This is a genomic window from Conexibacter sp. CPCC 205762, from assembly GCF_030646155.1.
In the GTDB taxonomy this organism is placed as follows: Bacteria; Actinomycetota; Thermoleophilia; order Solirubrobacterales; family Solirubrobacteraceae; genus Conexibacter.
This window is the reverse complement of the sequence record NZ_JAUTDN010000074.1, coordinates 1-12760: the sequence shown is the minus strand read 5'-3', so window position 1 is coordinate 12760 and position 12760 is coordinate 1. Positions and strand designations below refer to the sequence as shown.

Annotated in this window: 14 protein-coding genes and 1 pseudogene; 8 read left to right on the top strand and 7 right to left on the bottom strand. The window is 75.1% G+C overall.

Features of this window, described 5'->3' with window-relative positions; genetic code table 11:
• The 3 genes from Q7L73_RS27940 to Q7L73_RS27930 all read left to right on the top strand — a co-directional run.
• The coding region (locus Q7L73_RS27940; RefSeq protein WP_304695993.1) for a hypothetical protein at positions 1-422 on the top strand (422 nt) is incomplete at its 5' end.
• 40 nt (positions 423-462) lie between these two features.
• The gene (locus tag Q7L73_RS27935) at positions 463-876 is read left to right on the top strand and encodes a hypothetical protein (RefSeq protein ID WP_304695992.1); all 414 of its coding nucleotides are present in this window, start codon (positions 463-465) and stop codon (positions 874-876) included.
• Positions 877-926: 50 nt separating this feature from the next.
• On the top strand, positions 927-2096 hold the full coding sequence (locus tag Q7L73_RS27930; RefSeq protein WP_304695990.1) for an acyl-CoA dehydrogenase family protein: 1170 nt from the start codon (positions 927-929) through the stop codon (positions 2094-2096).
• Position 2097: 1 nt separating this feature from the next.
• Here the strand turns inward: Q7L73_RS27930 and Q7L73_RS27925 are convergent, their stop codons facing one another.
• Entirely contained in the window at positions 2098-2964 is an 867-nt protein-coding gene (locus Q7L73_RS27925; RefSeq protein WP_304695988.1) for a helix-turn-helix transcriptional regulator, read from the bottom strand.
• A 49-nt stretch (positions 2965-3013) separates the two neighbouring features.
• On the opposite strand from Q7L73_RS27925, the gene Q7L73_RS27920 reads away from it, so the two are divergent.
• Positions 3014-3910, top strand: a complete 897-nt coding sequence (locus Q7L73_RS27920) for an oxidoreductase (protein ID WP_304695987.1) — start codon at positions 3014-3016, stop codon at positions 3908-3910.
• Here Q7L73_RS27920 and Q7L73_RS27915 read toward each other — a convergent pair.
• Complete coding sequence (locus Q7L73_RS27915) at positions 3907-4467, bottom strand: TetR/AcrR family transcriptional regulator (RefSeq protein WP_304695985.1); 561 nt, start codon at positions 4465-4467, stop codon at positions 3907-3909. The two genes, Q7L73_RS27920 and Q7L73_RS27915, sit on opposite strands and share 4 nt — an antisense overlap.
• A gap of 76 nt (positions 4468-4543) precedes the next feature.
• Between Q7L73_RS27915 and Q7L73_RS27910 the strand changes: the two genes are divergently transcribed.
• Both Q7L73_RS27910 and Q7L73_RS27905 read left to right on the top strand, forming a co-directional pair.
• Entirely contained in the window at positions 4544-5239 is a 696-nt protein-coding gene (locus Q7L73_RS27910) for an alpha/beta fold hydrolase (protein ID WP_304695983.1), read from the top strand.
• A 168-nt stretch (positions 5240-5407) separates the two neighbouring features.
• Entirely contained in the window at positions 5408-5875 is a 468-nt protein-coding gene (locus Q7L73_RS27905) for a helix-hairpin-helix domain-containing protein (RefSeq protein WP_304695981.1), read from the top strand.
• Between the two features lie 222 nt (positions 5876-6097).
• Here the strand turns inward: Q7L73_RS27905 and Q7L73_RS27900 are convergent, their stop codons facing one another.
• Entirely contained in the window at positions 6098-6583 is a 486-nt protein-coding gene (locus Q7L73_RS27900; protein ID WP_304695979.1) for a cupin domain-containing protein, read from the bottom strand.
• Between the two features lie 128 nt (positions 6584-6711).
• Complete coding sequence (locus Q7L73_RS27895) at positions 6712-7386, bottom strand: hypothetical protein (RefSeq protein WP_304695977.1); 675 nt, start codon at positions 7384-7386, stop codon at positions 6712-6714.
• A gap of 133 nt (positions 7387-7519) precedes the next feature.
• Here Q7L73_RS27895 and Q7L73_RS27890 point away from each other — a divergent pair, with 133 nt between their 5' ends.
• Complete coding sequence (locus Q7L73_RS27890) at positions 7520-8221, top strand: response regulator transcription factor (protein WP_304695976.1); 702 nt, start codon at positions 7520-7522, stop codon at positions 8219-8221.
• Entirely contained in the window at positions 8218-10038 is a 1821-nt protein-coding gene (locus Q7L73_RS27885; protein WP_304695974.1) for a cell wall metabolism sensor histidine kinase WalK, read from the top strand. Before Q7L73_RS27890 ends, Q7L73_RS27885 begins: the two co-directional genes overlap by 4 nt.
• Here Q7L73_RS27885 and Q7L73_RS27880 read toward each other — a convergent pair.
• The 3 genes and pseudogenes from Q7L73_RS27880 to Q7L73_RS27870 all read right to left on the bottom strand — a co-directional run.
• A complete protein-coding gene (locus Q7L73_RS27880) occupies positions 10016-10429 on the bottom strand; it encodes a hypothetical protein (RefSeq protein ID WP_304695972.1) in 414 nt (137 codons plus the stop codon). The genes Q7L73_RS27885 and Q7L73_RS27880 overlap by 23 nt on opposite strands.
• Before the next feature lie 28 nt (positions 10430-10457).
• A complete protein-coding gene (locus Q7L73_RS27875) occupies positions 10458-11630 on the bottom strand; it encodes a patatin-like phospholipase family protein (RefSeq protein ID WP_304695970.1) in 1173 nt (390 codons plus the stop codon).
• A 32-nt stretch (positions 11631-11662) separates the two neighbouring features.
• Positions 11663-12760, bottom strand: a pseudogene (locus Q7L73_RS27870) (hypothetical protein); the annotation flags it as partial.

Below are 12760 nucleotides of genomic sequence, written 5' to 3'. Positions count from 1 at the left end.
CGCCCGCCCGCGCCGCCGCGCTCGCGCCCGCCCGCGCCGCCCGCCTCGCACGCGCCGCCGCCGCGCCAGCCGCGCTCGCAATCCTCGCGCTCGGCGCCGCCGACGCCCATGCCGCGACGACGCTGACCGCGGCGCCGAACCCCGTCAGCGCGTCCGCGCTCGTGACGATCAGAGGCCGCGGCTGGCCGGTGATCGAGTTCTGCCAGCGGCGCGTGACGCTGACGCTGCGCTCGGCCCAGAACAGCGTCGCGATCGGGACGGTCGGCGTCGGCGCGGGCGGCGGCTTCAGACGCGCCTGGCGACCCAGCTCCAGACACGCCGGCGCAGGCGCGTGGAAGGTCGTCGCGACGATGCGCTGCGAGAGCGGCGACGACGGCTCGCCGGTCCCGGTCGTGCGCACGGTCGCGCTGCGGATCCGCTGACCGTTAGGTTCGCTTCAGGGTGGCGTGAAAGGGTCGCCGCATGAAGCTGAAGAAGTTCTACGCCGACAGTGTCCGCCTCGAATCGCGCGAGCGCGACCTCGGGCTCACCTGGCTGGCGGGGGACGGGAGCAGCCATCGCGTCGCGTGGGTCGAGGACACCGAGGAGATCTACGCGGTCGCCCACGTGACCAGAAAGGGGCGCGGGCCGGAGGTCGAGCTGCTCGGCACGATCCCCGCCGCGCAGCTTGACGAGGCGCTCGCCGGCTGGCAGCAGCGCTGCGGCCGGGCCGGCTCGTTCGAATGGCTGCTGGAGCGCGTCGCGGCCGCCGTCGGCAGCGCCCCACAGCCGGCCAGACCGCCGCGCCGCCGCCGCGCCCGCAAGGCGATCGCCGACGTGCTCGTCGCCGGCAGAGGCGGCGCGAGGCCGTCGGGCCGCATCAGCTTCGGGCTGTAACGCCTGTCCAAGCGCGACCAAACGGCGCGGCGGGCATTACGGTGTCTGGCATGTCGATCATTCCCGCCCCCAGCACGCGGCGTCCGCTCTTCGAGGACGTTCACGACGACTACCGCGAGAGCTTCCGCAGCTTCCTGAAGGCCGAGGTCGTCCCGCACCACGAGCAGTGGCAGGAGAGACACATCGTCTCGCGCGACCTGTTCACGAAGGCCGCCGAGTACGGCTTCCTGGCGATGGCCGTCGACGAGGAGTACGGCGGCTCCGGCGTCGCCGACTGGCGCTTCAACGCCGTCCTCGCGGAAGAGGCCGCCTACGCGATCGTGCAGTCTTCGTGGATGGGCCCGAGCGTCCACAACGACCTCGGCATGCCGTACCTGCTCGCCGGCTCCAACGAGGAGCAGCGGCAGCGCTGGTTCCCGGGCGTCGCGTCGGGCGAGTCGATCCTCGCGCTGGCGATGACCGAGCCCGGCACCGGCTCCGACCTCGCCGGCATCGCGACGCGCGCCAAGCGCGACGGCGACGGCTGGATCGTCAACGGCGGCAAGACGTTCATCTCCAACGGCATCAACGCCGACCTCGTCGTCACCGCCGTGCGCACCAGCGACGACCCGCACCGCGGCCTGTCGATGTTCGTGATCGAGCGCGGCATGGAGGGCTTCGAGCGCGGCAGACAGATCCACAAGCGCGGCCAGCACGCCAACGACACCGCCGAGCTGTTCTTCAACGACTGCCAGGTCCCGGCCGAGAACATGCTCGGCGAGGAGGGGACGGGCTTCGCGCAGCTGATGGCCCACCTGATCCCCGAGCGGCTCGGCCTCGCGGTCAGCTCGATGGCCGCCGCGGAGGCCGCGCTCGACCTGACGCTCGACTACGTCAAGGAGCGCAGAGCGTTCGGCCGGCCGATCGGCTCGTTCCAGAACACGCGCTTCATGCTTGCCGAGCTGCAGACGAGAGTCGAGCTGTCGCGCTGCTGGATGGACCGCACGATAGGCAGATTCGTCGAGGGCACCGCCACCGTGCAGGAGGCGGCGATGGCGAAGTACTGGACGACCGACCTGCTGTGCGAGGTCGCCGACGCAGGCGTCCAGCTGTTCGGCGGCTACGGCTACACGACCGAGTACAAGATCAGCGAGATCTGGGCCGACGCGCGCGTCAACCGCATCTACGCCGGCACGAACGAGATCATGAAGGAGCTGGTCGGCCGCTCGATGGGCCTGTAGCTCAGGCGACGGCGAGCGACGACGCGTCAGCGTCGGCACCGGCATCGGCGGAGGCGGCGAGCGCACGGCGCGTCGCCTCGTCGGCGCCGACGAACTGCGTCAGCCGCAGCTCGGGCTGGGTCGTCGGGATCACCTGCTGGTGCAGCAGCCGCAGCGTCCCCAGCCGCGGGTGCTCGACGACCTTCGTGCCGAGCTGCGAATCGGCCACCTCGTGGCGCGGCCACAGCTCGCGGAAGGCCGGGCTGCGCGTCAGCAGCGCCTCGATCAGCGTGCGGAAGGCCGGATCGTCGTAGCGGCGGGCGTGGGCGCCGCGGAAGCGCGCGAGCGTGTAGCGGGCCGTCTGCTCGATCATCGGGCTGCCCCAGTCGGGACGCGTGAACAGCCACCACAGCAGGTTGTGCGCGCCGTCCGGCGCCGCCTCCGGCCGCCCGACGACGCGCTCGGCGCCCGCGTTCCAGGCGAGGATGTCGGTGCGCGGGTTGAGCAGGTAGCCGGGCAGCGGCTCCAGCGCCGTCACCCACTCGGCCAGCTCCGGCGGCGCGGTCGTCGGGTACGGGTCGGCGGCGGCCGGGACCGCGACCTCGGCGAGGTCGAACAGGTGGACGCGCTCGGCGGCGCTGAGCGAGAAGACGCGCGCGAGCGCGTCGAGGACGCTCGCGGAGGGCGTGATGTCGCGCCCCTGCTCCAGCCACGTGTACCAGGAGAGCCCGACGCCGGCGAGCTGCACCAGCTCCTCGCGGCGCAGCCCCGGCGTGCGGCGGCGGCCGCCCGCTTCGAGGCCGACCTGCTCGGGCGGCGTACGCTCGCGCAGCAGCCGCAGGAACTCGCCGAGCTCTCTGCGGCGGGTGGGTGGGAGTGACACTCCCATGATGAGCCCGCTTCTTGTGATGGGTATGACGCTAGCGCAGGCTGAATCCATGACCAACACGCAGACAGGGCTCCTCGGCGACAAGCCGGTGCAACGGATCGGGTATGGCGCGATGCAGCTCGCCGGCCCCGGCGTCTTCGGCCCGCCGCGCGACCCCGACGGCGCCCGCGCGGTGCTGCGGCGCGCGGTCGAGCTCGGCGTCGACCACATCGACACCGCCCAGTTCTACGGCCCCGACGTCACCAACGAGCTGATCCGCTCGGCCCTGCACCCGTATCCCGCGGAGCTGCGGCTGGTGACGAAGATCGGCGCCCGCCGCGACGCGCAGGGCGCGTGGCTGCCCGCGCTCGCGCCGGCCGAGCTGCGGTCGGCGGTCGAGGACAACCTCCGCAGCCTCGCGATCGAGCGGATCGACCTCGTCAACCTGCGCGTCTTCGCGCCCGAGGGCGAGGTGCTCGGCGCGCCGACCGCCGAGCAGCTCGGCACGCTCGCCGACCTGCGCGACGAGGGCAAGCTCGACCTGATCGGCGTCTCCAACACGACGCGCGCCGGCGCGCAGCTCGCGCTCGACCTCGTCGGCACGCTCGGCGAGGTCCAGAACCCGTACTCGCTGCTGGACCGCAGCGACGACGCGACGATCGCCTTCTGCGAGCAGCACGGGATCGCGTACGTGCCGTACTTCCCGCTCGGCTCGGCCTTCACCGGCGGGCCGGCGCGGATCGCCGCCGACCCGCTGATCGGGCGCGTCGCCGCCAAGCACGCGGCGACGCCGACGCAGGTCGCGCTCGCCTGGCTGCTGCACCGCTCCGAGCGGATCCTGCTGATCCCCGGCACCTCCTCGGTCGCGCACCTGGAGGAGAACCTCGGCGCCGCCGCGGTCGTGCTGGACGCCGACGACATGGCGACGCTGGCCGCGGTCGAGCAGGCGGGGACGCCGTACAGCTAGGAGCCGATCGCGGCGAGGAAGTCCTGCCAGGCGCGCGCGGCGCGGTCGCTGTCGCCGGTCGCGTCGAGGTCCATCAGCAGCCCGCGCAGCGTCGCCAGCACGACGGTCGCCAGCTCGGGCCGGCCGATGCTCGCCAGGCCGTGTTCGAGCGGGCCGAGCCAGTCGGTCGTGGCGGCGCGGCGGAAGCCGGGCCACAGCGGGCGGCCGGCTCTGTCGCGCAGCTGGGCGATGTGCTGCTGGTCGAACATGCGCAGGTACGGGCGGCCCGCGGGGCCGGTCAGCTCTCCCCAGACGCGCGCGAGCGTGTCGAGGTACGGCTCGCCGGGGCGCAGCCGCAGCAGTTGCCCGAAGGCGTCGAGCTGCCATTCTCGCGCGCGACCGAGCAGCTCGCGCAGCAGTTGGTCGCGCGTGCCGAAGTGGTAGACGAGCATCCGCGTCGAGGTGCCGGCGGCGTCGGCGAGCGGTGCCATCCGATCGGGCAGGCCGTGGTCGAGCGCGTAGCTGGTGCACGCGTCGAGCAGCCGCTCGCGGATCTCGGGTTGCGGTCGTCGGCCCATCTGCCGGGACATTTTGACGTAACTGGGCGTACGTCTACTGTGGGAGGCCAGGTATGGCGACGACGAGGTGGAAGCGATGAGGGTTGTGTTCGTGCATGGGGCGTGCGTGCGAGACGGCGCCTGGTGGTGGCGGCCGACCGGCGAGCTGCTGCGGGCGGCCGGCGTGCAGAGCGTCGCCGCGGCGTTGCCCAGCTGCGGGGAGGGAGCGGCCGCGGCGGGTGCGGCCGGACCCGGGCTGGCCGAGGACGTCGCGGCCGTGCGCGAGCTGCTTGCGGCCAAGGACGAGCCGACCGTCGTCGTCGCCCACAGCTACGGCGGCATCGTGACCGCGCAGGCAGCCGTCGGCGTCGATGCGGTGCGGCACGTGCTGCTGATCTCCAGCTATCTCGCCGAGGCAGGGGAGAGCCTGTCGTCGTTCGGCGGCGAGGAGCCGGCGCCGTTCCTCGAGATCGACCCGGAGGCCGGCACGTTCGGCGTGCGACCCGAGCTGTTCGCCGGCACCTTCATGCACGACTGCGGCGCGCTCGCCGAGGAGGGCGCCGCCCGCCTCGCGCGCCAGAGCGTGCAGGTCGTCGGGCAGCCGGTCGAGGCGGCGGTCTGGGGCGCCGTGCCGACGAGCTACCTCGTCTGCGCCCAGGATCGCGGCACCCCGGCCGAGCGCCAGCGTGAGTTCGCCCGCCGCGCCGACCACGTCGCCGAGGTCGGCGCCGGCCACCACCCGTTCCTGTCGCAGCCGGCGTTCGTGCGCGACCTGGTGCTGGGGCTCGCCTAGCGATTGCCGTCCCGTCGATGTCGAGCTGCGCGAGCACGGCGGCGAGCTGGTCGGGGAGCTGGTGAACTACGGGGACAGCTGGTGGCTCGGCTACGTGCGCGGCCCTGCCGGGATCATCGTCGAGCTGGCGCAGAAGATCGCCTGAGCCCGGCGCGCGACGACCTCGCGGTGACGGTGGCCACCTTCGCCGTGATCGGCAGCAGCGACGAGGATCCCGCGACGCCGGTCGGGCTGGTCATCCTCATCGTGTGGATCGGCTCGATCGTGCACGCGTTCGTGATCCGCAAGGAGTTCGTGCGGCGGCTCGACCTGCGGCTCCTGGTGGAGGACAGCGAGCTCGACCGCGAGATCGCGCTCGGGATCGCTCGCGACGACCCGGCGCAGGCGGCGCAGCTGGGGATCGGCCGTCCCGACCTGCCGGGCGCGACCACCGGCGGCGTCGTCGACGTCAACCACGCCTCGGTCACCGTGCTGGCGACGCTGCCGGGAATCGGCGACAGGCTCGCGCGCCAGATCGTCGGCACGCGCCAGGCGATGGGACTGTTCAGCTCCGTCGCGGAGCTGGGCATGGTGCTCGACCTGCCGGCGAGCACCGTCGAGCGTCTGCGCCCGCTCGTCATCTTCCTGCCGGACTGAGCGCCGCGGGCCGGGCCGAGCCGGCCGGCTCAGCCGGTGGAGCCCCTCCACTGCCACCCTTTACGCCCGATAATCGATCTTATGTGAACCAACAAGAGAAGACGGGGCCTGCCGAGCGAGGCGGCCGCGGATCGGGCCGCCGCCTCGCGCAGAGATCAGGTCACGGGTGGCACGTGGCCTGGTTGATGTTGCCGCGCGGGAAGTACCCGCTGCCGCCGTCGATCAGCCGACGGGCCGCGTCAGGTCGACCGGGCCGGTCCAGAACTCGATCTCCCACCGGGCGGAGATCTCGCGCAGCTCGGCGGGGCCGGGCGGCTCGCGGTCGGGCGGCGTCAGCGGGTCGGGGACGCGGACGCCGGCCTCGACGAAGTAGCCGGTCATCAGGCCGGGCTGGCCGATCACCTGGAAGCGCGCGATGCTGTCGGTCAGGTTGAGCGTCGCGTGGACGGCGTCGGGCGGGATCCAGAGGGTCTCGCCGGCGCGCAGCGTGCGGGTGCAGACGACGATGCCGTCGCGCTCCTCGGCGATCGTCAGCTCACCCTCCAGCGCACGGAAGAACTCGCCGAACGCGTGGCGATGCGGCGGCGGGCCGCCGCCCGGCTGGGCGAGCACGTCGATCACGTCGAGCGTGCCGCCGGTCTGCTCGCGGGGCAGCAGCAGCGTCACATGGTTGCCGCCGGCGACGGCGTAGACGGGATGCTCGCTCATGGCGCGAAGAGCCTACTGCGCGCCCGTTCGACGGTCGAGGACGGCGCCGGCCGCCACCGCGGTCAGATGGCCGGCCCGACCGAGCCCGACGGCTGCTTTGGCGGTGCCTGCACCGCGGCCCGCGCCGGCTAGCGGCGGCGCGCCTCCTGCCCGCACTGGTCCATGTAGGTCAGGCCGAGGCTGATCGAGCTGCGCTCATTGTTCGGGCCGCCGAGGGCGATGCCGATGCGGTCGTCGCCGCGGTCCGGCGCGACCCGCTCGACGTAGCGGACGCCGTGGTCGCGCAGGCAGGCGACGACGGCGTCGACGAACGCGGGCGCGTGCGGGTTCTCGACGCTCCAGCGCCACGGCGTCTTCTCCGGCGGGCTGTCGCTCGGCGGGCCCGGGACCGGCGCGGGCGCGGCGGCGAGCTGAGCGGCCTCGGCCGGCGCCGCGGGGCGCGTGGCGGCCGGCCCCGTGCTCGGTGCGACCTCCTGCGCCGGGCGCGGCTCGGCGACGACGGCCGGCTCGGTCGCGGCGGGCTTGCTCGTCTTGGCGGGCGCGGGTGCGGGTTCGTCGGCGGGCGCGGCGGGCATCTGCGCAGCGGTGGCAGGCTCGGCGGCACGCGCGGGCTCGGTGGCCGGCGCGTCAGCGGCCGCGACCGGGGCGCGCTCGGCGACGACCGGCGCCGACGGCGCGTCGGCGGCGAGCGGTGCGGGCTTGGCGGGCTGTGACTCCGGCTGGGCCGCGACGGCGACGCCGGCGGCCAGCGAGACGGTGGTGGCGCTGGCCGCGAGGACCAGCTTGAGCTTCGTGATCTGCATGGCCGGCACTCTCGCGAGCGCCTGTCAGGATCGTGTCAGGACGGTGTGGCGCTGCGGTGGCGCCGCACGCGGATGTGAGCGTGATGTCAGGGCCCGGGTCCCGGCAGCGGCGCCTCGGTAGCGTGTTGCGGCGATGGGATTGCGGGTGCTGCTGGCCGAGGACGACGTCAAGCAGGCGGAGATCGTCCGCCGCTACCTCGTCCGCGACGGCTACGAGGCGATCGTCGTGCACGACGGGCGCGCCGCGATCGACGAGGCGCGCCGGCGCGGCCCCGACCTGCTCGTGCTCGACGTGATGATGCCGCGCGTCGACGGGCTCGACGTCTGCCGCGCGCTGCGCGGCGAGACCGACGCGCCGATGCTGATGCTGACCGCGCGCGCGAGCGAGGAGGACCTGCTGCTCGCGCTCGACCTCGGCGCCGACGACTACATGACCAAGCCGTACAGCCCGCGCGAGCTGATGGCGCGCGTCCGCGCGCTGCTGCGGCGCGCCCAGCGGACCGCCGCCAGGGCCGCCGGCGACAGCGCGGACGGCGTCCTGCGCACCGGTCCGCTGGAGGTCGACCCGCGCCGCCACCGCGTCGCCGTCGACGGCCGCGACGTCGACTGCACGCCCGGCGAGTTCCAGCTGCTGGCGACGCTCGCCGCCGAGCCCGACCGCGTCTTCACGCGCGCGCAGCTGCTGACCGCGATCCACGGCGACGCGTGGGTGACCGAGCGGACCGTCGACGTGCACGTGATGAACCTGCGCAAGAAGATCGAGCTGGACGCGCGCAGGCCGGAGCTGCTGCTGACCGTCTTCGGCGTCGGCTACAAGCTCGCCGAGCCGGCGTGAGCGGCCGCCGCCGAGCGCCCACGGACGGCGCCGCGTCGCGTGGCGGAACCCGCGTCGCGCTGCGGCATCGCCTGCTCGTGCGGCTGCTGGCCGGCGCGCTGCTGATCGCGCTCGGCTCGACGGCGGCGACCGCCTGGCTCGTCTCGCGCACGACCGCGACCGCGCTGCGCGACGCCGACGCGCGCTCGCTCGCGACCGACGCGCAGATCTACAACGCGCTCGTCGGCTACGCCGCCACTCACCGTGACTGGCACGGCGTCGGCCCGCTCACCGCGCGGCTGGACCGGACGACCGGCCGCCGCATCGTCCTGACCGACCGCGGCCGGCGGCCGCTCGCCGGCGAGTCGCCGAGCACGCCGCTGCCGGCGGTCGCCTCGGCCGCGATCGACCCGCTCCACGTCGAGCGCGACCTCGCCGGCGGCAGCAGCACGATCGACCCGCGCGCGCTCGCGCCGTTCCGCCCGAAGGCGGTCGCGCGCGCCCGCGCCGCCGTCGCCGCCCCCGCCCTCTGCCTCGACCCGGCCGACCAGGCCCCCGCGCAGCAGGATGACCTGCTGCCAGCGGCTCCGGTCGGGCAGGTGCCTGCCGACGCCGCCAGCGAGCCGGCGACCGCCGAGCCGGCTCCCGCGACCAAGACCGCGCCCTGCCGCACCGACCCGCTGGAGCGGCCGACCACCGCCGAGCGGCGCGCACTGCGGCAGCTCGACCGCGACGCCAACGCCTGCCTCGACCGGCGCCGCCTGCCGTCGGTCGCGATCGGCCTCGACCTCGCGCCCGACCTCTCCTCCGCCGCCGCGCGCGCCTGCGTCGACGCCGCCCGCCGCAGACAGCTCGCGCCGCACGTCGCGCCGGCCGCGCTGCTGTTCCTCTCCCTCCCCGCCGGCCAGACGCGCGTGCTCGACCTGTCAGGCGAGAACCGCTGGCGGGTCGCGCTGCTCGCCGCAGCGGTGCTGGCGCTGACCGCGGCCGTCACGTTCGTGCTCGCCGCCCGCCTGACGCGCCCGCTGCGGCGGCTGACCGACGCGGTCGACGGCGCGCGCGACGCGCCGATCGTCGCGCCCGTCACGACGCGCGACGAGATCGGCCGCCTGACGACCGCGTTCAACGACCTGACCGCGCGCCGCCGCCAGCTCGACGGTCAGCGCAAGGCGATGGTGCGCGACATCGCGCACGAGCTGCGCGGGCCGGTGACGAACATGCGCTCCTGGCTGGAGGCGGCCGACGACGGGCTCGTCGCGACCGACGCCGACCTGCGCGCGACGCTGCTCGACGAGGCGCTCCAGCTGCAGCACATCATCGCCGACCTCGCCGACCTCGCCGCCGCCGACGCCGGCGAGCTGGTGCTCCACCGCGAGCCGCTCGCGGCCGCGGAGGTCGTGCGGCAGGCGGTCGACGCCCACCGCGCCGCCGCGCAGGCCGCCGGCGTAACGCTGACGACGCGAATCGACGACGACGCGGCGCTGGCGGCCGACCCGGTGCGCCTGCGGCAGATCCTCGGCAACCTGCTCTCCAACGCGATCCGCCACGCGCGTGACGAGGTGCGCGTCAGCGCCGGCCGCGACGGCTCCGCCGTCACGATCGCGGTCGCCGACGACGGCGACGGGATCGCGGCGGAGGACCTGCCGCGGCTGTTCGACCGCTTCTGGCGCGCCGACCCGTCCCGCAGCCGCAGAACCGGCGGCAGCGGGCTCGGGCTGTCGATCGCGCGTCAGCTCGCGCAGGCGCACGGCGGCACGCTCAGCGCCGCCAGCGACGGCCCGGGCGCCGGCGCGCGCTTCGTCCTACTCCTCCCCGCTACGCCGCCGGGTGCTCGCTGAGCCGCTCCCGCCCCCACGCCGCCGCCCCGACGGCGCTGGCGTCGCGCGCCCGCCGCTCCCAGAAGCGGACGCGCATCTCGTTGCGGGCGGTGCGCTCGCGCATGTGGTCGCGCAGCGCGTCGAGCAGCTGCGCCAGCTCGCGCTCGGCGTCGGGGTTCCAAGGCCACGGAGTCGGCGCCGGCGGGGCCGCGTCGCGCGCGGGTGGCGCCGGCTCCCGCGGCGGGGCGGCTTCGCCGGCCGGCGCATGCAGCGTCCAGCCGACCGCCTCGCCGCGGTGCGGCGGCAGCTCCGTCCAGCGCAGCTCGGCGCGCACGACGCCGCCGGCGAGCAGCTCGATCGTCAGCTCGCCGTCGACCTCGACCTCGCGCGACGCGATCCGGACCGGCGCCACCCGCTCAGGCTAGCCGCACGCGCCCGCCTCAGCGCGTCAGCCCGAGCAGCCGCGCGGGGACCATCCGGCGGCTGCTGAGGCGCAGCGCGGCGGCGGCGCGCTGCTCGTCCATCCACGCTGGATGCGGCGGGCGCGGCGGCGGCGCCGGCGGCAGCGTGAGGCCGGTCAGCCTCGCAGCGCCGAGGCGGGCAGCGGCGACGCAGTAGCCGTGGTTCTCGAGGATCTGCTGCTCGGCCGCGGTGAAGCGGTCGAGGTCGGTGCGGATCTGCTCGATCGCGCTCTCGCGCAGGCCGTCGGAGTAGCCGAGCGCGCCGTCGTCGGCCGGCACGCGCAGCGACCAGGTCGCGCCCTGCACCTGCCCGGCTCTCAGCCGCTGGTAGAGCATCCGGAAGCGCAGCGCGCGCACCTGGCTGGTCGCGACCGAGGTGTAGCGCAGCAGCCGCCGCACCGGGTTGCTGCTGGCCTGGAAGTCGAACGTCGCGCCGCCGTCGGAGACGAACAGCGTGTCGTGTGACTTCCAGACCGGCTCCAGACCGAGGTTGTCGTAGACGCCGCCGTCGCTGAGCACGACTCGCGGCGACGCCGCGCCGTCGGCGCCGAGGCGTCTGCGGATCCGCCCGCCGCGGAAGACCGCCGCCGAGCCGATCGGCAGCGGGCCGAAGACCGGCGGGAAGCAGGCCGACGCCGCGACCGCCCGCGCCAGCGGCCAGGCGATCCCGCCGCGCAGCTGACCGGCGCGGTAGGAGCCGACTCTGTCGCGCGCGAACTCCCAGCTGGCGCCGTGGGTCACGTCGGTCGCGCAGAAGACGAAGCGCGGCGCGCGCGGCAGCTGCTCCAGCCGCCGGCTGCTGACGTGCTCGGCCAGCAGCCGCTCGAACGCGCGCACGCGCGGGCGCGGCTCGAGCCAGTTCCAGGCGACGTGGCGCAGGAACGGCCCGGTGCGCAGGTCGTGGGTCGTGACCGCGCGGACGCGCTCGGCGAACGGCTCGTAGTCGTCGAGCGCGAGCCCGCCCTCCCAGCCGCGCTCGATCGCGAGGTCGGCGAGCACGGCGGCGAAGATGCTGCCGCCCGAGACGCTGCTGACGGCGTCGACCTGCCGCAGCAGGCCGACCTCGTGCAGCCGCCGGACCGCGCCGAGGTGGAACAGCGTCGCGCGGTATCCCCCGCCCGACAGGCACAGCGCCACCGATCTCTCGCCCACCACTTCACCCCGGTTTCTGGTTTGGCGGGATCCTAGCCGCGAGCGCGGGCGGCGGCGCCTCTCTGCGGCGCGATCCCCTGCCGCGCGACGAGCGTCACGCGCGCGTTGCCGCCGCTGCCGCCGGTCGGCGTCACGATCAGCCGCGTGACGAGCGCCGCGCCTCTTCTCGCCAGCAGCTTGCGGCCGCGTCTGCCGAGCGTCAGCGCCAGCTTCGCGGTGCCGCCGGCGACGACCGACTGCTCGCCGCCGCGCACCAGCACCGCGCCGCCGCCTCTGAGCGTCAACCGCGGGATCTTGCAGACCGTCGGCCCGACGCAGGCGACCGGGATCGTCAGCGTCCCTCTTCTGCTGACGAGCGCCGTCGTCGTCAGCAGCGTCAGCCGCGGCGGGCCGCCGACGGTGATCGAGCGGGCGGTCGCGGAGCGGCCGTCGGAGGTCGCCGTGACCGAGCACTGGAGCGCCTCGCCGGCGTCGGCGGCGGCCAGCTTGTACGTCTCCTCGTCGGCGCCGGCTATCAGTCTGCCGTTGCGCAGCCACTGGTATCTGAAGGTCGCGTCGGCGGCCGACCAGGTGCCCGGGTTGCAGATCGCTCTCTGCCCCAGCGCGAGCGCGCCGGTGACGGCCGGCGGCAGCACGTTGGCCGGCGGCGCCAGCGGCGGCGGCACCAGCAGCGCGAGCGACGTCGCTCTCGTCGTGCCGGCCGCGTTGACCGCCGTCACCTGGCAGGAGACACGCGCGCCGGAGTCGTTCGCCGTCAGCGTGTAGTTGGCGTTGCGCGCGGCCGGGATCGCTCTGCCGTCGCGCAGCCAGGCGATCGTCAGCGCCGGCTGGCCCTCCCACGTGCCGGCGTCGCAGACGAGCTGGCTGCCGACCGCGAGCGTGCCCGAGAGCGTCGGCTGCGTCAGCGCCTGCGGCGCCGCCGGGCTCTCCCAGCTGACGATCGCGACGCCCGCGCCGGCGACGGCGGCGGTCGTGACCGTGCCGCCGGTCGCGCTTGCGGCGATCGAGCTGACGCCGCCCGCCCCGCCGCCGCCACCGGCACCGGCCGTCGCCGAGCCGGCGCCGGCGCCGCCCGCGCCGCCGCCCGTCAAGCCGCCGCCACCGCCACCGCCGACCCCGCCGGAGCGGCC